A 22,106-nucleotide genomic window follows, 5' to 3' on the forward strand; every position below is an offset into this window, starting at 1 on the left:
TTTCAGCGCTCGCGGTCAACATCAAAAAAAGCCAAGGTTGTCATGAAGAAAACGCCAAATTACATCGATGCAATCAGCGCGTTGCTCACTCTGAAAGGAGTTGGCGACAGAAAGCATGCCTCCACGATGGCCAACATACTGAACCTTCAGTACAACAGCGCCAAACAGAAGCTGGATGGCAAAAGAGGCATCACCCTCGATGAAGTCAAAAAGGTATTTCAGTACTTCAACGAGCCGTTTGCCGGCCAAAGGACGCATAACGCCGTCTTTATCATGAACAGCATTCACAAGCGCTGCAATATTGAGGTTGACGAGCGCCCGGTCACGCAAGCGGACAACGACGAAACCTACGCCTGCAAAAAAGACGATCTTTTCATCATCAACACCAATCGGGAACATGCCGCCGAGGCTCCGCTGTACAAAGTCAACAAGATAGACTTTCTGCCGGCCCCGCGTATCGCGATCCTGGACAATGATGGGGATATTCTCGAACTGTTGAAGAAGATCGCCAGCCGATACGGCATCGAGACTGAGACCTTTCAGACGGCGGACGCCATGCTGGCCGCGCTGGAACAGCAGTCCTTTGAGGCGTTTATTCTGGACTGGCTGTTGGATTTCGGCGAGACCTCCGAACGCGTCGTGAAGAAAATTAAAGACGCCCTCGATCCGCACGCCCGCATCATCATTCTGACCGGCCAGCTGAATCACTACGAGAAAAACATCGGCGATATGATCCTGCACTATGACGTACATCTGGTGGAAAAACCGACCAAGCCGCTGATTATCTCCTCGCTGCTGCTGTCGAACCTATTCTTTAATTAGTTTGACCGGGATGCGGATCAAAAACGATGAGCCCACCCCTTCGACGGATTTGGCTTTAATGGTACCTTTCATCGTCGTGACGTAATTTTTGATAATGGTCAGCCCCAGCCCCAACCCCTGCCGCGTTTCCCTTTCCACCCCCTGATTGAACGCCTTATACAACCGATCCAGATTTTTGACGTTAAACCCGATGCCGGTGTCTTTTACTCGCAAATACAGATTGCCGTGACATACCTTCACGTTAAGGGTTATCGCGCCGCGGTGGGTAAATTTGTCCGCGTTGCTGAGCAGGTTGGCCAATATTCGGTAGAGCTTGTATTTATCAGAACCAATCAGGCCGGCATAAGACGAACGGTGAATCACGAGGCGATTGCCGCGCCCGGCGCCGATGCCGGTTACGGCATCGTCCACCACCTCATTCAGCCGGAAGGTGGAAATATTGATTTTGACTTCCCCCATCTCAAGCCGCGAATAATCCATCACCTCGCGCGTTTGTTCGGCGATCTTATTGCCGTGATAGGAGATCAGGCGGGCTTCTTTTTTCAACTCTTCCTGCGCCAGCTCGTGCTCCATGATATCCGCGGCAATGACGATGGCCTGAGTCGAGCCGGCGATCTCGTGGTAGATGGAAGAGATAAAGATGTTCTTGTTCTTGATGATCTCTTTTAACGAGAAGGCATTTCTCAGCACCAGGAACATCATCAGAAACACCAAAATCAACGAAAAGAGGGCGAACATCTCGGCTTTACTCGAATTCTCCTGGATGATGCCTTTCACTTCGGTAAAGTTTTTAATCTGTATCCGATAAATAATTTCCTGGATATCGACCAGCGTGCCCTCGATATCATCCATATAAGAGAGAATGTCCGCCTTGTTTTTCTGCCCCACCAGCAAGCCGGCGGAGAGATCGTCCAACGTGCGGTACTGCTGCTTCAGCAGCGCAACATTCTTGATGAACTCGTCGTCGTAATAAAAAGAGTCGCTGAAGGTAGAACGGCTCTCCAGGATCTGAATCTTCGAGTAGAAGATTTTCTTTTTGATCTGGAAGGCGTCGTAGTCGTTGTTTTCACTGAGCAGCAGCGCGGTTTTGGTTCTTTCAAACGCCAGAAAGAGGATCTCGGCCACCGAGTAGTTGTCCAGATTGGGCTCGATCTGCTTATAGCGTTCTTTTACGCCGCCGAAGTTAATGGCAATCAACAAAATCAATAAGGAGAAGATGGCAACCAACGCGATAAGAGTACCGATCAGTTTTTTGCTCATCTTATTTCAGCTCCAACCGTTTAACTTGCCAGACGGTTTTCGCGTTCACATCCAGGTTATTCAGCTCGGCGTAGCTATCGCGCGGATAAATAATGGCGAACGGCCCCAGTTCCCCCACGTCGATCGGCTTGCCGCCGCGCTGATAGGCGACGATCACGCGGTATTTAGTCATCTCGTCAATCGGCATCGAATAGGAGTAATCATCCCAGGCGAAAGCGCGCACCGACTGGCCTTTCAGATGATAGGCTTTCACCAGCTCCGCAAGCTCAACGCCGGTGAACGTATCTTCCGGGGTGAAATTGGTCGAGGTTTTAATCGTGTGCGACGGCATCGCCTCCAGCATCTGCCGGGTTATCTTGATCTTCTCGCCGTCGAGCGGCTTCAGGTAAAAGTAGTCAACGGCCGCATACAGCGGCGCGCTGAACAGCGAAAGCAGCAGTAACGTCATCAATCCGTTGATTTTCATCAGTCACCCTCTTGGCGTTTCACCAGTTCGACCTGGCCGAATTCATCCTGCCCGACCACGGCCCAGCCGTGATGTTGATAAAAGCCTTCGGCTTTGGAGCCGGGATCGGTGGTTAAGTGGATCGCTTCGGCGCCGTGTTCAAACATCCAGTGAGTGATCCGTGCCAGCAAGGCGGAGCCGATCCCCTTCGACTGGTATTCCGGCTTCACGAACAGGCCGCCGATCAGCGGTTCAGGGATGAATAGCCCGAAGCCAACGCCGGCATAGTCGTCGCCATGCTTGCAGATCCAGCCGCCGCCCTGGTTGATGTCCTCCAGCGCCTGTTTGCGCTGCAGATACTGGATCTGATGCGGATGCAGCAGGTTTTCCTCAACGGAAAAGCGGATCTCATACAGGTAAGGCAGGTGTTGCGCCGTCAATTTTTCGAAGGTAATGAGGCTGTCCATGTTCGCACTGTCCTTGGTTGTCAGGTAAATAGCGCCGGTCAATTTCTGCTGTAACCATAGTAGCAAAGTTTGCTCTGCCCCGGCATGAGGCGAAAAAAAACCGCCCCCGAGGGAGCGGTTTATCTGGCGATGGGCCCGGCATGCCGGGCCCGCGGCGCGGATGACGATTACTCGTCGTCGCTGCCGCCCAGGCCTGCGTTGAGCAGCTCGGCCAGGTTAGCCGTCGCTTCTTCCGCGCTGACTTGCGGAACAACCGGCGCTTCACCCTGAGCACGGCGACGCATGCGATCCTGATGATAAGCGTAACCGGTACCGGCTGGGATCAGACGGCCCACGATGACGTTCTCTTTCAGGCCACGCAGTTCATCACGCTTGCCGGCTACGGCAGCTTCGGTCAGAACGCGCGTCGTTTCCTGGAACGATGCAGCGGAGATGAAGGACTCGGTCGCCAAGGAAGCCTTGGTGATACCCAGCAGATCGCGCGAGAAGGTTGCCGGGATCTTACCTTCAGCTTCCAGCTGACGGTTGGCAATCTTGACGCGAGACACTTCAGCCTGCTCGCCTTCCAGGAACTCGGAGCCACCAGCGCTAACGATAGTGCCTTTACGCAGCATCTGACGAACGATAACTTCGATGTGCTTATCGTTAATCTTAACGCCTTGCAGACGGTAAACTTCCTGCACTTCGTTGGTGATGTAGCGGGTAACCGCATGCACGCCACGCAGACGCAGAATGTCGTGCGGAGACTCTGGGCCGTCGGATACGACGTCGCCACGTTCCACCACTTCGCCTTCGAACACGTTAAGCTGACGCCATTTCGGAATCATCTCTTCGTAAGCGTCGCTGCCGTCCAGCGGAGAGATCACCAGGCGACGTTTGCCTTTGGTCTCTTTACCGAACGAGATAATCCCGCTGATTTCAGCCAGGATTGCCGGCTCTTTCGGACGACGTGCTTCGAACAGGTCGGCAACGCGCGGCAGACCACCGGTAATATCCTTGGTACCGCCGGATTCCTGAGGAATACGCGCCAGGGTATCACCCGCACCGATCTGAATGCCGTCTTCCAGCTGAACGATCGCTTTGCCCGGCAGGAAGTATTGAGCAGGCATATCGGTGCCTGGGATCAATACGTCTTCGCCCTGAGCGTCAACGATTTTCAGTGCCGGACGCAGGTCTTTACCGCTACCGGTACGCTCTGCGCTGTCCAGAACTACCAGAGAAGACAAACCGGTCAGTTCGTCGGTCTGGCGAGTAATGGTCTGGCCGTCGACCATGTCCGCGAAGCGAATGAAGCCGCTGACTTCACTGATGACCGGCATGGTGTGCGGATCCCAGTTAGCGACGGTTTCGCCGCCGTTAACTTCTTCACCGTCGCCTTTGCCCATCACGGCACCGTAAGGCACCTTGTAGCTTTCTTTGGTACGGCCGAATTCGTCGATCAGTTTCAGTTCGGTGTTACGCGAGGTGATCACCAGCTTGCCCGCAGCGTTCATAACGAACTTCGCGTTGCTCAGCTTGATGCTACCCTTGTTTTTCACCTGGATGCTGGATTCAGCAGCCGCACGAGATGCCGCACCACCGATGTGGAACGTACGCATCGTCAGCTGTGTACCCGGCTCACCGATGGACTGTGCCGCGATAACGCCGATGGCTTCACCTTTGTTGATGATGTGGCCACGTGCCAGGTCGCGACCGTAGCAGTTTGCGCACACACCAAAGTCGGTTTCACAGCTCACCACGGAACGGACTTTAACGCTGTCGACAGAGTTCTCTTCCAACAGGTCACACGCCTTCTCGTTCAGCAGGGTGTTGCGTGGCACCAGAATGTCCGCCGTACCCGGCTTGAGGACGTCTTCTGCCGTCACACGGCCCAGAACGCGTTCACGCAGCGGCTCTTTCACGTCGCCACCTTCGATAACCGGAGTCATCAGGATGCCGTCGTGGGTGCCACAGTCGTCTTCGGTCACAACCAGATCCTGCGCCACGTCAACCAGACGACGGGTCAGATAACCGGAGTTCGCGGTTTTCAGTGCGGTATCCGCCAGACCTTTACGAGCACCGTGGGTGGAGATGAAGTACTGGAGTACGTTCAGACCTTCACGGAAGTTCGCGGTGATTGGCGTTTCGATGATGGAGCCGTCCGGCTTCGCCATCAGACCACGCATACCGGCCAGCTGACGAATCTGAGCGGCGGAACCACGCGCACCGGAGTCGGCCATCATAAAGATGCTGTTGAAGGAAACTTGCTGTTCCACTTCGCCGTCACGGTTAACCACGTCTTCTACCGACAGGTTTTCCATCATCGCTTTCGCAACGCGTTCGTTCGCTGCAGCCCAGATATCGATCACTTTGTTGTAGCGTTCGCCGGCGGTAACCAGACCAGACTGGAACTGCTCCTGGATCTCGGCAACTTCGGTTTCCGCTTCTTCGATGATCTCCGCTTTCTTGGCCGGGATAACCATGTCGTCGATACCTACGGAAGCGCCGGAACGGGCTGCGTAAGCAAAACCGGTGTACATGATCTGGTCAGCAAAGATAACGGTCGGCTTCAGGCCCAGGATGCGGTAACAGGTGTTCAGCATCTTGGAGATCGCTTTCTTGCCCAAAGGCTGGTTAACGATCGCGTACGGCAGACCTTTCGGTACGATCATCCACAGGATGGCGCGGCCGATGGTGGTGTCGATGATGCTGGTCTGAGAAGTCCATTCGCCTTCGGCGTTTTTGACGTCTTCGGTGATACGCACTTTAACGCGCGCATGCAGAGACGCCAGGCCGGCGCGGTAAACACGCTCAGCTTCTTTGGAACCGTTCAGCACCATGCCTTCGCCCTTGGCGTTAACACAGTCGCGGGTCATGTAGTACAGACCCAGTACAACGTCCTGAGAAGGAACGATGATTGGCTCGCCGTTCGCAGGGGACAGGATGTTGTTGGTGGACATCATCAGCGCACGCGCTTCCAGCTGGGCTTCCAGCGTCAGCGGTACGTGAACGGCCATCTGGTCACCATCGAAGTCGGCGTTATAGGCCGCACAAACCAGCGGGTGCAGCTGGATCGCTTTACCTTCGATCAGAACCGGTTCAAACGCCTGGATACCCAAACGGTGCAGGGTTGGTGCACGGTTCAGCAGTACCGGGTGTTCGCGGATCACTTCGTCCAGGATATCCCAAACGACGGCTTCTTCACGCTCAACCATTTTCTTGGCGGCTTTGATGGTGGTGGCCAGGCCACGCAGCTCCAACTTGCCGTAGATGAACGGTTTGAACAGCTCCAGCGCCATCTTTTTAGGCAGACCGCACTGATGCAGACGCAGGTATGGGCCTACGGTGATTACGGAACGGCCGGAGTAGTCAACGCGTTTACCGAGCAGGTTCTGACGGAAACGACCCTGCTTACCTTTGATCATGTCGGCCAAAGATTTCAGAGGACGCTTGTTGGAACCGGTGATGGCACGACCGCGACGGCCGTTATCCAGCAGGGCGTCTACCGCTTCTTGCAGCATACGCTTTTCGTTGCGCACGATGATGTCCGGCGCAGCCAGATCCAGCAGGCGTTTCAGACGGTTGTTACGGTTGATCACGCGGCGATACAGATCGTTCAGATCCGAGGTCGCGAAACGACCGCCATCCAGCGGAACCAGCGGGCGCAGATCCGGCGGCAGTACCGGCAGCACGGTCAGGATCATCCACTCCGGTTTGTTACCGGACTGCACGAACGCTTCCAGCAGCTTGATACGCTTGGTCAGCTTCTTGCGCTTGGTTTCGGAGTTGGTTTCGTTCAGCTCTTCACGCAGCTGCTCGCACTCGGCTTCCAGATCCATGTTTTTCAACAGGGCCTGAATAGCTTCCGCACCCATCTTGGCGTCGAATTCGTCACCGAACTCTTCCAACGCGTCCAGATACTGCTCTTCGGTCAGGATCTGACGACGTTCGAGGTTGGTCATACCGCCTTCGACCACCACATAGGATTCGAAGTACAGTACGCGTTCGATGTCACGCAGCGGCATATCCAGCAGCAAACCGATGCGGGATGGCAGCGATTTCAGGAACCAGATGTGCGCGGTCGGCGAAGCCAGCTCGATGTGGCCCATGCGCTCACGACGCACTTTGGTCTGGGTCACTTCAACGCCGCACTTCTCACAGATCACGCCGCGGTGTTTCAAGCGCTTGTACTTACCGCACAGGCACTCGTAATCTTTTACCGGCCCGAAGATACGGGCGCAGAAAAGGCCGTCACGCTCTGGTTTGAACGTACGGTAGTTAATGGTTTCCGGCTTCTTAACTTCACCGAACGACCACGAACGGATCATGTCTGGCGAGGCCAGAGCAATCTTGATCGCATCAAACTCTTCGGTCTTAGTTTGCGCTTTCAGAAACTTCAATAAGTCTTTCACGGATTGGCTCCTGTCGGAGTTAAACCTGTTGGGTACCCACAACCGCAGTAGGTACCCGTGTGACCTGAACAACCACCCTCAGGCTCCCTTAGGCGGGGAGCCTGAGCCGGCATGACGATTACTCGTCTTCCAGTTCGATGTTGATGCCGAGCGAGCGGATTTCTTTCAACAGTACGTTGAAGGATTCCGGCATGCCTGGCTCCATCCGGTGGTCGCCATCCACGATGTTTTTGTACATCTTGGTACGGCCGTTAACGTCATCCGACTTAACGGTGAGCATTTCCTGCAGGGTATAAGCCGCGCCATATGCTTCCAGTGCCCACACTTCCATCTCACCGAAGCGTTGACCACCGAACTGCGCTTTACCACCCAGAGGTTGCTGAGTCACCAAGCTGTAAGAACCGGTTGAACGGGCGTGCATTTTATCGTCAACCAAGTGGTTCAGTTTCAGCATGTACATATAGCCGACAGTAACCTGGCGCTCGAATTGCTCACCGGTACGGCCATCGAACAGCGTGATCTGACCGGAGGTCGGGATACCGCCCATTTCCAGCAGTTGCTTGATTTCAGTCTCTTTCGCACCGTCAAACACCGGCGTTGCGATCGGCATACCTTTTTTCAGGTTCTCTGCCAGACGCAGCACTTCGTCGTCGCTGAAGGTGTTCAGGTCAACTTTCTGGCAAACGTCGTCGCCCAGATCGTAGGCCTTCTGGATGAACTCACGCAGCTTGGCCACTTCCTGCTGCTGCTTCAGCATCTGGTTGATCTTCTCACCGATGCCTTTCGCAGCCATACCCAGGTGGGTTTCCAGGATCTGACCGATGTTCATACGTGATGGTACGCCCAGCGGGTTCAGTACGATGTCTACCGGCGTGCCGTTTTCATCGTAAGGCATATCTTCGATCGGGTTGATCTTGGAGATAACACCCTTGTTACCGTGGCGGCCCGCCATCTTGTCACCCGGTTGGATCTGACGTTTAACGGCCAGATAAACCTTGACGATTTTCAGCACGCCCGGCGCCAGATCGTCGCCCTGAGTGATCTTACGACGCTTGGCTTCCAGCTTCTTCTCGAAGTCGGATTTCAGTTCGTCGTACTGCTCAGCCAGCTGCTCCAGCTGGTTTTGCTTCTCTTCGTCGGTCAGGCCCAGTTCCAGCCAGCGATCGCGCGGCAGCTTGCTCAGCTTGTCGGCTTCGATGCCACCGGCAACCAGCACCGCGTGGATACGCGCAAACAGGCCGGCTTCCAGGATCTGCAGTTCTTCAGTCAGGTCTTTCTTCGCCTGCTTCAGTTGCATCTCTTCGATTTCCAACGCGCGTTTGTCTTTTTCCACGCCATCGCGGGTGAAGACCTGCACGTCGATAACCGTACCGGAAACGCCGTTCGGTACACGCAGAGAAGAGTCTTTAACGTCAGACGCTTTCTCACCGAAGATCGCACGCAGCAGTTTCTCTTCCGGCGTCAGCTGGGTTTCGCCTTTAGGCGTTACCTTACCGACCAGAATGTCACCGCCGGTCACTTCAGCACCGATATACACGATACCGGATTCATCCAGCTTGGAGAGCGCAGCTTCACCCACGTTAGGGATGTCGGCAGTGATCTCTTCAGGCCCCAGCTTGGTGTCGCGAGACACGCACGCCAGTTCCTGGATGTGGATGGTGGTGAAGCGATCTTCCTGCACCACGCGCTCGGAGACCAAGATGGAGTCTTCGAAGTTGTAGCCGTTCCAAGGCATGAACGCTACGCGCATGTTCTGGCCCAGTGCCAGTTCGCCCAGGTCTGTCGATGGGCCATCCGCCAGCACGTCGCCGCGCTCGATTGGCTCACCCAGATTCACACACGGCATCTGGTTGATGCAGGTGTTCTGGTTAGAACGGGTGTACTTGGTCAGGTTGTAAATATCGATACCTGCTTCGCCCGGGTACATCTCGTCTTCGTTAACTTTGATAACGATACGGGAAGCATCCACGTACTGGATCACACCGCCGCGTTTGGCAACGGCGGTTACGCCGGAGTCAACCGCTACGGCGCGTTCCATACCGGTACCAACCAGCGGCTTGTCAGCGCGCAGGGTAGGTACGGCCTGACGTTGCATGTTCGCACCCATCAATGCACGGTTGGCGTCATCGTGTTCCAGGAATGGAATCAGTGAAGCACCAACGGAAACAACCTGCTGGGTGGATACGTCCATGTAGTCAACCTGGTCGCGGCTGAACAGGCTTGATTCGCCTTTGCTGCGGCAGGTGACCAGGTCTTCTACGAAGCGGCCTTCTTCATCCAGGTTGGAGTTCGCCTGGGCGATAACGAAGTTGCCTTCTTCAATAGCAGACAGGTAGTTGATTTCATCGGTCACCACGCCGTCACGCACGCGGCGGTACGGGGTTTCCAGGAAGCCATACTCGTTAGTCTGTGCGTACACGGACAGGGAGTTGATCAGACCGATGTTTGGACCTTCCGGCGTTTCGATTGGGCACACGCGGCCGTAGTGGGTCGGGTGTACGTCTCGAACTTCAAAGCCGGCGCGCTCACGGGTCAGACCGCCCGGGCCCAGTGCGGAGATACGGCGCTTGTGCGTGATCTCGGACAGCGGGTTGTTCTGGTCCATGAACTGGGACAGCTGGCTGGAGCCGAAGAACTCTTTCACCGCCGCCGAAATCGGCTTGGCGTTGATCATGTCCTGAGGCATCAGGGTATCCAGATCGCCCAGAGACAGACGCTCCTTCACCGCACGCTCAACACGCACCAGACCTACGCGGAACTGGTTCTCGGCCATTTCGCCGACGGAGCGGATACGACGGTTGCCCAAGTGGTCGATATCGTCCACTTCGCCCTTGCCGTTACGGATATCGATGAGCTTCTTCATCACTTCGATGATGTCGTCTTTGCTCAGGATGCCCGAACCTTCGATCTCGTCGCGCAGCAGAGAACGGTTGAACTTCATACGGCCAACCGCGGACAGATCGTAGCGGTCTTCGGAGAAGAACAGGTTCTCGAACAGGCTTTCGGCAGCTTCGCGCGTTGGCGGCTCACCAGGGCGCATCATGCGGTAGATTTCTACCAACGAGCTCAGACGATCGGTGGTCGGATCGACGCGCAGCGTTTCAGAGATGTACGCGCCGTGATCCAGATCGTTGGTGAACAGCGTTTCGATGCGCTTGTGGCCGGACTGGCTCAGCTTGGCCAGCAGATCCAGCGACAGCTCCATGTTGGCTGCGCAGATCAGTTCGCCGGTATTGGTATCGATATAGTCTTTCGCGACCACTTTGCCCGCGATGTACTCTACCGGTACTTCAATGCTCTGAATGTCGTCTTTTTCCAGCTGACGGATATGACGAGCGGTGATGCGACGGCCTTTCTCTACGTAGATCTTGCCGTTGGCTTCGATGTCGAACGAAGCGGTCTCACCACGCAGGCGCTCTGGCACCAGCTCCATCTGCAGCTTGTTGTCACGGATTTCGAAGACGATCTTGTCAAAGAACAGGTCGAGGATCTGTTCAGTGGTGTAGTTCAGCGCGCGCAGAATGATGGTCGCAGGCAGTTTGCGGCGACGGTCAATACGCACGAACAGGTTGTCCTTCGGATCGAACTCGAAGTCCAACCATGAACCGCGGTAAGGGATGATGCGTGCGTTGTACAGCACTTTACCCGAGGAGTGGGTTTTGCCCTTATCGCTGTCGAAGAATACGCCAGGACTACGGTGCAACTGAGATACGATAACCCTCTCAGTACCGTTGATCACAAAGGTGCCGTTTTCGGTCATGAGCGGAATTTCGCCCATGTAGACTTCTTGTTCCTTGATGTCTTTGACCGTACCTTCAGGCGCTTCGCGCTCATAGATAACCAGGCGCAGTTTTACGCGCAGCGGTGCAGAGAACGTCACACCACGGATCTGGCACTCTTTGACGTCGAAGACCGGCTCACCAAGACGGTAGCTAACGTATTGCAGCTCCGAATTGCCACTGTAGCTCTGGATAGGGAAAACAGAACGGAATGCGGCTTCAAGGCCGTACTGCCCTTCTGGATCTTGCTCGATAAACTTCTGGAACGAGTCAAGCTGGATAGAAAGGAGATATGGTATGTCCAGCACTTGTGGACGTTTACCAAAATCCTTACGAATACGTTTTTTCTCGGTATAGGAGTAAACCATAGGGTTCCTCAGCTCGCTGATCAGTGACCCAATCTGTCCGTCCGATTAGGGACAGTTCATGCAACACCGTTTTGTCGACCGGAAAGCGGGAACACTTTCCGCAATGTCTCTTGCTATCACGCTTAAACCATTTCATCGCGTCTTCCCCCAGAACTCCTGGTAGTGCAAAGACCGCGGTATATTAAGTCGTCAATAGAAACAAACATTGGGAGGCGAAACCAGCAGCCAAACAGTGTGAAACGCTACTGGCGCCCTACAGCGCAAAAAGGCTGGTGACTAAAAAGTCACCAGCCATCAGCCTAAAAGACTAGGCTGCAACCGGAAAGGTTGGCTTATTTAACTTCAACTTCAGCGCCAGCTTCTTCCAGAGATTTTTTCAGAGCTTCTGCGTCATCTTTGCTCACGCCTTCTTTCAGAGCGGCTGGAGCAGATTCAACCAGGTCTTTAGCTTCTTTCAGACCCAGGCCGGTAGCGCCACGTACTGCTTTGATAACAGCAACTTTGTTAGCGCCAGCAGCTTTCAGGATAACGTCGAATTCAGTTTTCTCTTCAGCAGCTTCAGCCGGGCCAGCAGCTACAGCTACAGCAGCAGCAGCAGAAACGCCGAATTTTTCTTCCATAGCGGAAACCAGTTCAACAACGTCCATTACGGACATAGCGGCAACTGCTTCCAGGATTTGGTCTTTAGTGATAGACATAACAATTGTTCCTAAAATTCAGAAATAGTTTAAATACGTTAGCAAAGGCTAAGAAAGAATGGCTTACGCCGCTTCTTTCTGATCGCGTACTGCAGCCAGAGTGCGAACCAGTTTGCCGGCAGCGGCTTCTTTCATGGTTGCCATCAGGCGTGCGATCGCTTCTTCGTAAGTTGGCAGCGTCGCCAGGCGGTCGATTTGCGCCGCTGGGATCAGCTCACCTTCAAAGGCCGCAGCTTTAACCTCGAATTTTGCATTCGCTTTCGCGAACTCTTTGAACAGACGAGCAGCAGCGCCCGGGTGTTCGTGAGAGAATGCAATCAAGGTTGGACCGACAAACGTGTCTTTCAGGCATTCGAATGGAGTGCCTTCAACTACGCGACGCATCAGGGTGTTGCGAACAACACGCATGTAAACGCCAGCTTCACGACCTGCTTTACGCAGTTCAGTCATTTTATCTACGGTAACGCCGCGGGAATCCGCAACAACCGCAGACAGCGCGCCTTTGGCTACTTCGCTGACTTCAGCAACAATCGCTTGTTTGTCTTGAAGATTTAATGCCATTAGCTTTTTGCTCCTGGATTAGCCGGGGAAAATCCCCCGGAACTCACTTCACTCGGCGCTTTGTAAAACGCCACGCCGAGCGGCTTAACACGGTGAGCAGAATCCAGCAAAGACATTCTTTTATAAAAAAGAAAAATTTTCTTAGGCTCTGTCACCGTCTACGCAGGAAGGATTAAGTATCTTGCGATACACCTGCGGTCTTGGACGGAGGCCTGGATAGGCCAGGCTCCAACCGAAAAATCTTTGTTTTGCCTACGGCATAGCCAATAGCAAAACCTTGGGGCATAAGATTCTAGACAAATCTTGGCCCCAAGTCAAAGCGATAATCGCAAATGCGATTAGTTCGCTGCAGCAGACAGACCGCTCTGATCGATAGCAACGCCAGCACCCATGGTGGTGGAGAGGCTAACTTTCTTGATGTACATACCTTTCGCCTGAGAAGGTTTTGCTTTTTTCAGCGCAACCAGCAGGGCTTCCAGGTTTTCTTTCAGTTTGTCTGCGTCGAAATCAACCTTACCGATAGTGGTATGGATGATGCCGTTTTTGTCGTTACGGTAGCGAACCTGACCTGCTTTAGCGTTTTTCACTGCTTCAGCAACGTTCGGAGTAACGGTACCCACTTTCGGGTTTGGCATCAGGCCGCGTGGACCCAGGATCTGGCCCAGTTGACCTACAACGCGCATTGCATCCGGGGAAGCAATAACAACGTCGAAGTTCATTTCGCCTTTCTTGATCTGGTCAGCCAGATCGTCCATACCTACCAGCTCTGCGCCGGCAGCTTTTGCTGCTTCAGCGTTAGCGCCTTGGGCAAATACGGCAACGCGAACGGAACGACCGGTGCCGTGTGGCAGAACGGTAGCGCCACGAACGTTTTGGTCAGATTTACGAGCGTCGATGCCGAGGTTAACGGCAACGTCAACGCTTTCTACGAATTTAGCGGTGGCCAGCTCTTTCAGCAGAGCAACAGCTTCAGCGATGTCATACTGTTTAGTAGCATCAACTTTGTCACGGATCACGCGCATGCGCTTGGTCAGCTTAGCCATCTCTTAATCCTCCACTACCAGGCCCATGGAACGAGCGGTACCTTCGATGGAGCGAGTCATCGCTTCAACGTCAGAACCAGTCATGTCCGCAGCTTTGGTTTCTGCGATTTCACGTACCTGAGCACGAGTCACTTTACCTACTTTGTCTTTGTTCGGCTTACCGGAACCAGACTTGATACCAGCCGCTTTTTTCAGCAGAACTGCTGCTGGCGGGGTTTTGGTAACGAAAGTGAAGGAGCGATCAGAATAAACGGTGATAACAACCGGAATCGGCAGACCTTTTTCAACGCTGTCAGTCTTAGCGTTGAATGCCTTACAGAATTCCATGATGTTAACGCCCTGCTGACCCAGAGCTGGACCCACTGGTGGGCTCGGGTTCGCCATACCAGCTGCAACTTGCAGCTTGACGTAGGCTTGTACTTTCTTAGCCATTTAAATTTCCTCGGTTTGGGTAGTATCGCCTCGCAAGAGGCTCCCCGTGTTTCACCCCGCCCAACATGCATCAGGCAAGGCATCTAAAAACAAAAGGCGCGAAATTGTAGTTCAATTTCGCGCCTTTGACAAGCGGCAACGGGCCACTCGTTGCTGATTATTCGATCAGCCTTTCTCAACCTGGCTGAAGTCCAGTTCCACCGGCGTTGCACGGCCAAAGATGGAAACGGAAACTTTCAGGCGGCTCTTCTCGTAATCGACTTCCTCGACCACACCGTTGAAATCGGCAAACGGGCCGTCGTTGACGCGCACCAGCTCGCCCGGTTCGAACAGCGTTTTCGGACGCGGCTTGTCACCAACCTGCTGCAGGCGGTTCATGATCGCATCAACTTCTTTATCGCTGATCGGCGCAGGACGGTCAGACGTACCGCCGATGAACCCCATGACGCGCGGTACGCTGCGCACCAGGTGCCAGCTGGCGTCATTCATCACCATCTGCACCAGCACGTAGCCAGGGAAGAATTTACGCTCGCTCTTGCGACGTTGGCCGCCACGGATTTCAACCACTTCTTCCGTAGGCACCATCACTTCGCCGAACAACTCTTCCATATCGTGCAGTTTGATGTGTTCACGCAGCGATTGTGCTACGCGACCTTCAAAACCGGAAAACGCCTGAACGACGTACCAACGTTTTTTTGGAGCTTCAGACATTTTAGAACCTCAGGCCAGTAATAAACGACACCAGACGGACCAGAATACCATCCAGCCCCCACAGAATCAGTGACATCACGGCGGTTACCGCGGCAACGATCAACGTGGTGTGTAGCGTTTCCTGACGAGTTGGCCAAATCACTTTACGTACTTCGGTACGCGCTTCGCGGGCAAACGCAACGGTGGCTTTGCCTTTGGTGGTCATCAGAGCCACTGCACCTGCAACGGCGATGATCAGCACAACTGCCAGCGCGCGCAATGGCAGGCTTAAATCACGGTAGTAATAGTTACCGACAATAGCCACAACCAACAGAACGGCGACGATCAGCCACTTTGCCGCTTCCAGGCCGCGTCCGCTCCCTTGAGCCTCGGTATTCGCACTCATAAACCAACCTGTCACAATGATGATTCAGAACAAACAACTTTGCCTCGCATTGCGAGGCAAACCAAACCGATCGGATACCGCTTCAGCGCTATCCCGGTGTTTTACGCCATGACGTATTTCAGTCAATACGGTTTAAGAGCCCATCTCACCAATGATTATGACTGCAAAATCGCTGATGAGATAGGTTCTAGTTCACAGCGTAGAAAAAGGGCATCAAATGATGCCCTTTTACCGCGTGTCGCGTCAAACTTTATCAGCGATTAAGCGATAACTTTAGCAACAACACCTGCGCCAACGGTACGGCCGCCTTCACGGATTGCGAAACGCAGACCGTCGTCCATCGCGATTGGGTGAATCAGGGTTACAACCATGTTCACGTTGTCGCCTGGCATTACCATCTCTACGCCTTCTGGCAGTTCGATGGTACCGGTCACGTCAGTTGTACGGAAGTAGAACTGTGGACGGTAGCCTTTGAAGAATGGCGTGTGACGACCACCTTCATCTTTGCTCAGGATGTACACTTCAGATTCGAACTGGGTGTGTGGCTTGATAGAGCCTGGCTTCGCCAGTACCTGACCACGTTCGATTTCTTCACGTTTGATACCACGCAGCAGAACACCTACGTTCTCACCAGCACGGCCTTCGTCCAGCAGTTTGCGGAACATTTCAACGCCAGTACAGGTAGACTTAACGGTGTCTTTGATACCAACGATTTCAACTTCTTCGCCAACTTTGATGATACCGCGCTCAACACGACCGGTAACAACGGTACCACGACCGGAGATGGAGAATACGTCTTCGATTGGCAGCAGGAACGGCTTGTCGATAGCACGCTCTGGCTCTGGGATGTAGCTGTCCAGCGCTTCAGCCAGTTCGATGATTTTCGCTTCCCACTCAGCTTCGCCTTCCAGCGCTTTCAGCGCGGAACCGCGGATTACTGGCAGGTCGTCGCCTGGGAAGTCGTAAGCGGACAGCAGTTCGCGAACTTCCATTTCTACCAGTTCCAGCAGCTCTTCATCATCAACCATGTCGCATTTGTTCATGAATACGATGATGAAAGGAACGCCAACCTGACGACCCAGCAGGATGTGCTCACGAGTCTGAGGCATTGGGCCGTCAGTCGCAGCAACTACCAGGATCGCGCCGTCCATCTGCGCAGCACCGGTGATCATGTTTTTCACGTAGTCGGCGTGCCCTGGGCAGTCAACGTGCGCGTAGTGACGAGTCGGGGTGTCATACTCAACGTGAGAGGTGTTGATGGTGATACCACGAGCTTTTTCTTCTGGCGCGTTATCGATCTGGTCGAAAGCACGTGCAGAACCGCCGTAGGTTTTAGCCAGTACGGTAGTGATCGCTGCAGTCAGGGTAGTTTTACCGTGGTCAACGTGGCCGATAGTACCGACGTTAACGTGCGGTTTTGTACGTTCAAACTTTTCTTTAGACATCGATTGTCCCTCTAAGACACGGATAAATCGGTGGTATCACCACATCAACCAAGCATTTGCTCGTTGAATCCAGAACAGAAAGAAAATCAGGGGGCGAGAAATTAAGAAGTGGTGCTGATAGGCAGATTCGAACTGCCGACCTCACCCTTACCAAGGGTGCGCTCTACCAACTGAGCTATATCAGCACATCTTGGAGCGGGCAGTGGGAATCGAACCCACATCATCAGCTTGGAAGGCTGAGGTAATAGCCATTATACGATGCCCGCATCCTGGAACTCGGCTACCTGATTTTTCTGTAGAATTTTGGGATGGAGCAGGATTGTTCATCACTCGGCTCGCATCCTTCGGGCCGGCTGCGCCTTGCGCTGCACAGCTCGAACCTTGCCGAAGGCTTTCGCCCTCTCCTCCCGCTATCAACCGTTGCGGCATTTATCGCATTTCAGTTAATCGCCGAAGGCAAGATTTGGTGGTGGGGGAAGGATTCGAACCTTCGAAGTCTGTGACGGCAGATTTACAGTCTGCTCCCTTTGGCCGCTCGGGAACCCCACCAGATTTTAACTACTTGTGACTTGAATGGTGCCGGCTACCGGAATCGAACTGGTGACCTACTGATTACAAGTCAGTTGCTCTACCTACTGAGCTAAGCCGGCATCAAGTGCAGCGCATTCTAGGTAGAGCGGGCGACCTATGCAACAAAAAAATTGCTTTACGCGCACTTTCGCTCACAAATCAGTCAATTTTGCATACTGTCATGCAATTCGCAGCCTGCGGCGTGCAAACATTCACCACTCGCGGCAATCATTCTCTACAATTTTATCCACTTTTTGCAAGCCTTGAGCGCCGCTTTCTCCGTGTCGGGCTTCTCAAAACACTTAACCCGCAACGGTAAACTGTGAGCGGGATCGATGCACCAAAAAGGGGATACCTGCCCCGGACCGAGGCGTGAGCTACACTGATCCCTCACCCTTTTGCCGTCGTCATGCCTTTCGCCGCTGTGGCTCAGTTATTGCTTCTCTTCATTACCCCCATATCTGGAGGAATGACTCATGAAAATAGTGCCTATCAACGCCGCTACGCTGCCGATTTACCGGGATGAATTAGCCCGCCTGTTGACCGATGCCGTCACGCACGGCGCTTCTGTCGGTTACGACACCTTAATCCCTCACGAAGACGCCGAGAGTTACTTCCACAGTCTGCGACCGGCCCTGGCTAAAGGTGAACTGCTGCTGTGGATTGCCCGCGACGAGCGCGGCGTCGTTGGCACCGTGCAACTCGAACTCTGTCAGAAGCCGAACGGCCGTAATCGTGCGGAGGTGGTGAAGCTGTTGGTGCATAGCCGCGCTCGCCGCAACGGCGTAGGTCAGGCGCTGATGAAGACGCTGGAGCACGTAGCGCTGCAGCAGCAACGCGGGCTATTGTACCTGGATACGCAGGCCGGTTCGGCAGCAGAAGCGCTTTATCGCAGCCTGGGTTATCGCTGTTTGGGCGAGCTGCCGGATTATGCGGCGGGGCCCGATGGGCATTACCATCCGACCGTTATTTATTATAAACGCCTGTTCACCGTGAACCAACCTTCGCGCGCCATCGCCAGTTAACCTTCAGGCGGTATCCGGCCCCGATGATGCCGCCTTGCAACCCCGCTTTATCAACTGCGCGCCGCTTCGCACAATTGACATAAACTGCTGCCTATCGACAACTTTTGCGAAAAAAGTCTACGCCAAAAACGAAGCTGTCTATAATATGCAGCTTGTTTATTCTCTGGAGTTGGCGTCCGGCGCCTTTCCCAACCTGCGTTAACAGGCAGAATTTGGCTTATGATAAAAAGAGATCAATCTTTAGCAACGCCTTACCTACAGTTCGATCGTACCCAATGGGCGGCGTTGCGAGATTCGGTGCCGCTGACGTTGTCGGAAGAAGAGATCGTTAAACTGAAAGGGATTAACGAAGATCTCTCGTTGGAAGAAGTTGCGCAGATTTATCTGCCGCTGTCACGGCTGTTGAACTTCTATATCAGTTCCAACCTGCGCCGACAGGCGGTGCTGGAGCAATTCCTCGGCACCGACGGGCAAAAGATTCCCTATGTCATCGGCATCGCCGGCAGCGTAGCCGTTGGTAAGAGCACGACCGCTCGTCTGTTGCAAGCGTTGCTGAGCCGCTGGCCTGAACATCGCAGCGTGGAGCTGATCACGACCGACGGCTTCTTGCATCCTAATAAGGTGCTGAACGAGCGCGGTCTGATGAAGAAAAAAGGCTTCCCGCAGTCTTACGATATGCATAGCCTGGTGAAATTCGTGTCGGAAGTGAAATCCGGCGCCAAACGCGTCACCGCTCCGGTTTATTCTCATTTGATCTATGACGTTGTGCCCGAAGGTAATAAAGTCATCGAGCAACCGGATATTTTGATCCTGGAAGGGCTTAACGTATTGCAAAGCGGCATGGATTATCCTCACGATCCGCATCGCGTATTCGTTTCCGATTTTGTCGACTTCTCTATATATGTCGATGCTCCGGAGACGCTATTGCAAAGCTGGTATATCAATCGCTTCCTGAAATTCCGTCAAGGCGCATTTTCCAATCCCGATTCTTATTTCCATCACTATTCAAAATTGCCGGAACCGGAAGCGATTAATATCGCCACGCAATTATGGAATGAAATTAACGGGTTGAATTTGCAGCAGAATATATTGCCTACACGCGAACGAGCCAGCCTGATCATGACCAAAAGCGCTAACCACGCCGTTGAAAGCGTGCGTTTAAGAAAGTAAGCCTACCGTTCGATTCAGGGGACGTTGCCGTCCCCTGCTTTCTCTAACTATTCTGCGCTGCGCAGCGATATCTCTCCACCGATGAAGGGCTTGATCTCCCCGTCTTGTTCCAGCAGCAACGCGCCCTGCGAATCGATTCCTCGGGCGATACCCACAATCTGCCGCTCGCCGATAAGCAGCTTGACCGGCCTGTCGATAAAGTTATCCAGGGTACGCCAGCGACCGATAAAGGGCGCCAGTCCGTCTATCTCAAACTGTTTCAACGACTGACGCAGTTCATTAAGCAGGGTTGCAGCCAGCTCATTGCGATCGATCTGAATTCCCGCTTCCTGTAGGTTAATCCATCCTTGAGTAATGGCGCTGGCATTGGTATCACGCATCGCCAGGTTGATGCCGGCACCTATGACCAGTTGAGCCGCATCGCCGGTTTTCCCCGTCAGTTCGACCAGGATCCCCGCCAATTTACGATCGTTCAGATAGAGATCGTTAGGCCACTTCACGCGCACATCGGCCGCACCGAGACGCTGCAGAACTTCCGCCATCACCATCCCGATCACCAGGCTAAGCCCCATGGCCGCAGCCGGCCCCTGCTCCAGTCGCCAGAACATCGACAGGTATAAATTAGCGCCGAATGGCGAGATCCACTGCCGCCCGCGGCGCCCTCGCCCTGCCTGCTGGTATTCAGCGACACAGGCGTCACCAGAGTGCAATTCGGCAATGCGGTCCAGCAAGTATTGGTTGGTGGAATCGACCACCGGCAACACGCTTACACGCTTGTCTTCCAGCAGGCTGAGGATGCGCTCGGCTTCCAACAGCTGGATGGCGCCAGGCAGGCTGTAGCCTTTGCCGGGCACGGTAAAGACATCCAACCCCCATTCGCGAATGGTCTGAATATGCTTATTGATCGCCGCACGGCTCATGCCCAGTGACTCACCCAGGTGTTCCCCGGAATGAAATTCACCGTCGGCCAGCAGCGCGATCAGTTTTAACGGAACCTTGGTATCTTTCATGACAGCACCGCCACGGCATTCAGCTCACCGGTCGCGCCAATAAAACGCACCTCAGGCTCCAGCCAGACGCCAAATTTATCGGCCACTGTCTTGCGTATGTGGCGCGCCAGCGCCACCACATCCTGGCTGTGGGCGTTGTCGATGTTCACCAGCACCAGCGCCTGCTGACGGTGTACCGCAGCGCCGCCGATACGATATCCTTTCAATTCGCATTGATCGATAAGCCATCCGGCGGCCAGCTTCACCTGGCCATCCTGCTGTGGATAGTGCGGCATGCCGGGATATTTGGCGATGAGTTCTGCGGCTTTCTCTGCGTTCACCAGCGGATTCTTGAAGAAGCTGCCGGCATTACCGGTTTCACGCGGATCGGGCAGCTTGCTGCGGCGCATGGCGCATACGGATTCAAATACCTGAAGCGGCGTCACCGTGGCGGGATCCAGCCTGGCCAGATCGCCGTAGCTCAATTTGGGTTGCCATTGTTTGTTGAGACGCAGGCCCAGCCCGACAATGACATGCCCGGTTTGGAAACGGTGTTTGAAAATGCTTTCCCGGTAACCGAAACCACACTCGGCAGCCGGAATGCGATCGATAGCACCGGTAGAGAAGTCCAGCAGATCGACATACTCGCAGACGTCTTTCAATTCGACGCCGTAGGCGCCGATGTTCTGGATAGGGGCGGAGCCGGCCAATCCAGGAATCAACGCCAGGTTTTCCAGGCCGCAGATCCCGGCCTGCAGCGTATATTGCACCAGGTCATGCCAGTTTTCACCGGAGCTGACGTGGAGATACCAGGCATCGTTATCTTCCCGAACATCGATACCTTTCAACTGATTGACCATTACCGTGCCAGAAAAATCCTCCAGGAACAGCACGTTGCTACCTTCACCGAGAATCAGCAGCGGCTCCTGACGCTTTCGCGTTTGTTGCCACACTTTGAGCATCAGCTCAATTCTATCGGCCATGATCAGGTGCGCTGCGTTGACCGGGAGCGCAAACGTATTGTGGTTTTTTAAAGACGCGCTTTCAGTAGACATAACGTTCAGTACCCATAAAGAAATAATCTTTCGCCTAGTCTACTCGATTCGAGGCGTCTGGCTAATATTTGTTTTAATTAACGTGAAATTTATCGCCTAATACACTGGAGAATTAAGATTTATCCTTGATATAACCGGATAATTCTCATCAACATCTTCATAAATAGATATTTTTATTATTTAAATAATAATCTGGAGCTATCAATTATATATTTAGCTAGCTTTTTCTCTGACAAAAAACATTATGCTTCCTTATGAAAATAAGCAGCATATGCCAATAGAGGTATTTCTATAAGCAATAAATACAGCCAGGGAATTTATTTTCCCCATAGCAAAAAGCCCTGAACGTCAGTTCAGGGCTTTCGGCTTAGTTTGATGCCTGGCAGTGTCCTACTCTCGCATGGGGAGACCCCACACTACCATCGGCGCTACGGCGTTTCACTTCTGAGTTCGGCATGGGGTCAGGTGGGACCACCGCGCTATTGCCGCC

The 22,106-nt window shown here is 53.8% G+C and carries 17 protein-coding genes, 4 tRNA genes, 1 rRNA gene and 1 other RNA gene; 3 read left to right on the top strand and 20 right to left on the bottom strand.

What is annotated here, in order from left to right; all coding sequences use genetic code 11:
• Positions 1–42 precede the first annotated feature (42 nt).
• Positions 43–822 carry a helix-turn-helix domain-containing protein gene (locus ACJ8PI_RS24250; RefSeq protein ID WP_033636724.1) on the top strand — a complete coding sequence of 260 codons (780 nt, stop codon included), beginning with the start codon at positions 43–45 and terminating at the stop codon, positions 820–822.
• Here the strand turns inward: ACJ8PI_RS24250 and ACJ8PI_RS24255 are convergent.
• From ACJ8PI_RS24255 to ACJ8PI_RS24335, 17 genes are all read right to left on the bottom strand, one after another.
• The gene (locus ACJ8PI_RS24255; RefSeq protein ID WP_033636723.1) at positions 808–2,082 is read right to left on the bottom strand and encodes a sensor histidine kinase; all 1,275 of its coding nucleotides are present in this window, start codon (positions 2,080–2,082) and stop codon (positions 808–810) included. The two genes, ACJ8PI_RS24250 and ACJ8PI_RS24255, sit on opposite strands and share 15 nt — an antisense overlap.
• A gap of 1 nt (position 2,083) precedes the next feature.
• The gene (locus ACJ8PI_RS24260) at positions 2,084–2,548 is read right to left on the bottom strand and encodes an oxidoreductase (protein WP_033655328.1); all 465 of its coding nucleotides are present in this window, start codon (positions 2,546–2,548) and stop codon (positions 2,084–2,086) included.
• Complete coding sequence (locus tag ACJ8PI_RS24265) at positions 2,548–2,994, bottom strand: GNAT family N-acetyltransferase (protein ID WP_033649989.1); 447 nt, start codon at positions 2,992–2,994, stop codon at positions 2,548–2,550. The genes ACJ8PI_RS24260 and ACJ8PI_RS24265 overlap by 1 nt, the downstream gene beginning before the upstream one ends.
• Before the next feature lie 167 nt (positions 2,995–3,161).
• On the bottom strand, positions 3,162–7,385 hold the full coding sequence (gene rpoC, locus ACJ8PI_RS24270; protein WP_021505232.1) for a DNA-directed RNA polymerase subunit beta': 4,224 nt from the start codon (positions 7,383–7,385) through the stop codon (positions 3,162–3,164).
• Between the two features lie 118 nt (positions 7,386–7,503).
• Entirely contained in the window at positions 7,504–11,532 is a 4,029-nt protein-coding gene (gene rpoB, locus ACJ8PI_RS24275; protein ID WP_033636721.1) for a DNA-directed RNA polymerase subunit beta, read from the bottom strand.
• 332 nt (positions 11,533–11,864) lie between these two features.
• Positions 11,865–12,230 carry a 50S ribosomal protein L7/L12 gene (gene rplL, locus ACJ8PI_RS24280; protein ID WP_004929903.1) on the bottom strand — a complete coding sequence of 122 codons (366 nt, stop codon included), beginning with the start codon at positions 12,228–12,230 and terminating at the stop codon, positions 11,865–11,867.
• 63 nt (positions 12,231–12,293) lie between these two features.
• Positions 12,294–12,791 (bottom strand): 50S ribosomal protein L10, encoded by a 498-nt coding sequence (gene rplJ / locus ACJ8PI_RS24285; protein WP_004929905.1) that lies wholly within the window; start codon positions 12,789–12,791, stop codon positions 12,294–12,296.
• A gap of 338 nt (positions 12,792–13,129) precedes the next feature.
• The gene (gene rplA, locus ACJ8PI_RS24290; RefSeq protein WP_033636720.1) at positions 13,130–13,834 is read right to left on the bottom strand and encodes a 50S ribosomal protein L1; all 705 of its coding nucleotides are present in this window, start codon (positions 13,832–13,834) and stop codon (positions 13,130–13,132) included.
• 3 nt (positions 13,835–13,837) lie between these two features.
• Positions 13,838–14,266 carry a 50S ribosomal protein L11 gene (rplK, locus tag ACJ8PI_RS24295; protein ID WP_015376316.1) on the bottom strand — a complete coding sequence of 143 codons (429 nt, stop codon included), beginning with the start codon at positions 14,264–14,266 and terminating at the stop codon, positions 13,838–13,840.
• Between the two features lie 165 nt (positions 14,267–14,431).
• Positions 14,432–14,977, bottom strand: coding sequence for a transcription termination/antitermination protein NusG (nusG, locus tag ACJ8PI_RS24300; protein WP_004929914.1), 546 nt, complete (start codon positions 14,975–14,977; stop codon positions 14,432–14,434).
• Position 14,978: 1 nt separating this feature from the next.
• Complete coding sequence (secE, locus tag ACJ8PI_RS24305) at positions 14,979–15,362, bottom strand: preprotein translocase subunit SecE (RefSeq protein ID WP_004929916.1); 384 nt, start codon at positions 15,360–15,362, stop codon at positions 14,979–14,981.
• A gap of 260 nt (positions 15,363–15,622) precedes the next feature.
• The gene (gene tuf, locus ACJ8PI_RS24310; protein WP_015376315.1) at positions 15,623–16,807 is read right to left on the bottom strand and encodes an elongation factor Tu; all 1,185 of its coding nucleotides are present in this window, start codon (positions 16,805–16,807) and stop codon (positions 15,623–15,625) included.
• Positions 16,808–16,916: 109 nt separating this feature from the next.
• Positions 16,917–16,992 (bottom strand) — tRNA-Thr (locus tag ACJ8PI_RS24315).
• Between the two features lie 6 nt (positions 16,993–16,998).
• Positions 16,999–17,073, bottom strand: a tRNA-Gly gene (locus ACJ8PI_RS24320).
• 36 nt (positions 17,074–17,109) lie between these two features.
• A non-coding RNA gene (locus ACJ8PI_RS24325) (RtT sRNA) lies at positions 17,110–17,225 on the bottom strand.
• Between the two features lie 46 nt (positions 17,226–17,271).
• Positions 17,272–17,356 (bottom strand) — tRNA-Tyr (locus tag ACJ8PI_RS24330).
• 25 nt (positions 17,357–17,381) lie between these two features.
• A tRNA-Thr gene (locus ACJ8PI_RS24335) sits at positions 17,382–17,457 on the bottom strand.
• Between the two features lie 396 nt (positions 17,458–17,853).
• On the opposite strand from ACJ8PI_RS24335, the gene ACJ8PI_RS24340 reads away from it, so the two are divergent.
• Together ACJ8PI_RS24340 and coaA are read left to right on the top strand one after the other, a co-directional pair.
• Positions 17,854–18,402, top strand: a complete 549-nt coding sequence (locus ACJ8PI_RS24340) for a GNAT family N-acetyltransferase (RefSeq protein ID WP_033650029.1) — start codon at positions 17,854–17,856, stop codon at positions 18,400–18,402.
• 219 nt (positions 18,403–18,621) lie between these two features.
• Positions 18,622–19,572 carry a type I pantothenate kinase gene (gene coaA, locus ACJ8PI_RS24345; protein ID WP_033636718.1) on the top strand — a complete coding sequence of 317 codons (951 nt, stop codon included), beginning with the start codon at positions 18,622–18,624 and terminating at the stop codon, positions 19,570–19,572.
• Positions 19,573–19,619: 47 nt separating this feature from the next.
• Here the strand turns inward: coaA and birA are convergent, their stop codons facing one another.
• From birA to rrf, 3 genes are all read right to left on the bottom strand, one after another.
• Entirely contained in the window at positions 19,620–20,582 is a 963-nt protein-coding gene (gene birA / locus ACJ8PI_RS24350) for a bifunctional biotin--[acetyl-CoA-carboxylase] ligase/biotin operon repressor BirA (RefSeq protein WP_033636716.1), read from the bottom strand.
• On the bottom strand, positions 20,579–21,616 hold the full coding sequence (murB, locus tag ACJ8PI_RS24355; protein WP_319861664.1) for a UDP-N-acetylmuramate dehydrogenase: 1,038 nt from the start codon (positions 21,614–21,616) through the stop codon (positions 20,579–20,581). The genes birA and murB overlap by 4 nt, the downstream gene beginning before the upstream one ends.
• Positions 21,617–21,993: 377 nt before the next feature.
• Positions 21,994–22,106: ribosomal RNA gene (gene rrf, locus ACJ8PI_RS24360) — 5S ribosomal RNA — on the bottom strand; the annotation flags it as partial.

Source organism: Serratia sp. CY82433, assembly GCF_052166535.1.
Lineage (GTDB): Bacteria > Pseudomonadota > Gammaproteobacteria > Enterobacterales > Enterobacteriaceae > Serratia > Serratia sarumanii.

Excerpts from the sequence above, each read along its gene's own strand:
- birA (WP_033636716.1), bottom strand. The coding sequence starts at position 20,582 with ATGAAAGATACCAAGGTTCCGTTAAAACTGATCGCGCTGCTGGCCGAC.
- ACJ8PI_RS24260 (WP_033655328.1), bottom strand. The coding sequence starts at position 2,548 with ATGAAAATCAACGGATTGATGACGTTACTGCTGCTTTCGCTGTTCAGC.
- ACJ8PI_RS24265 (WP_033649989.1), bottom strand. The coding sequence starts at position 2,994 with ATGGACAGCCTCATTACCTTCGAAAAATTGACGGCGCAACACCTGCCT.
- ACJ8PI_RS24250 (WP_033636724.1), top strand. The coding sequence starts at position 43 with ATGAAGAAAACGCCAAATTACATCGATGCAATCAGCGCGTTGCTCACT.
- murB (WP_319861664.1), bottom strand. The coding sequence starts at position 21,616 with ATGTCTACTGAAAGCGCGTCTTTAAAAAACCACAATACGTTTGCGCTC.
- rpoB (WP_033636721.1), bottom strand. The coding sequence starts at position 11,532 with ATGGTTTACTCCTATACCGAGAAAAAACGTATTCGTAAGGATTTTGGT.
- nusG (WP_004929914.1), bottom strand. The coding sequence starts at position 14,977 with ATGTCTGAAGCTCCAAAAAAACGTTGGTACGTCGTTCAGGCGTTTTCC.
- rplJ (WP_004929905.1), bottom strand. The coding sequence starts at position 12,791 with ATGGCATTAAATCTTCAAGACAAACAAGCGATTGTTGCTGAAGTCAGC.
- coaA (WP_033636718.1), top strand. The coding sequence starts at position 18,622 with ATGATAAAAAGAGATCAATCTTTAGCAACGCCTTACCTACAGTTCGAT.
- rplK (WP_015376316.1), bottom strand. The coding sequence starts at position 14,266 with ATGGCTAAGAAAGTACAAGCCTACGTCAAGCTGCAAGTTGCAGCTGGT.
- tuf (WP_015376315.1), bottom strand. The coding sequence starts at position 16,807 with ATGTCTAAAGAAAAGTTTGAACGTACAAAACCGCACGTTAACGTCGGT.
- rplA (WP_033636720.1), bottom strand. The coding sequence starts at position 13,834 with ATGGCTAAGCTGACCAAGCGCATGCGCGTGATCCGTGACAAAGTTGAT.
- rplL (WP_004929903.1), bottom strand. The coding sequence starts at position 12,230 with ATGTCTATCACTAAAGACCAAATCCTGGAAGCAGTTGCCGCTATGTCC.
- secE (WP_004929916.1), bottom strand. The coding sequence starts at position 15,362 with ATGAGTGCGAATACCGAGGCTCAAGGGAGCGGACGCGGCCTGGAAGCG.
- ACJ8PI_RS24340 (WP_033650029.1), top strand. The coding sequence starts at position 17,854 with ATGAAAATAGTGCCTATCAACGCCGCTACGCTGCCGATTTACCGGGAT.
- ACJ8PI_RS24255 (WP_033636723.1), bottom strand. The coding sequence starts at position 2,082 with ATGAGCAAAAAACTGATCGGTACTCTTATCGCGTTGGTTGCCATCTTC.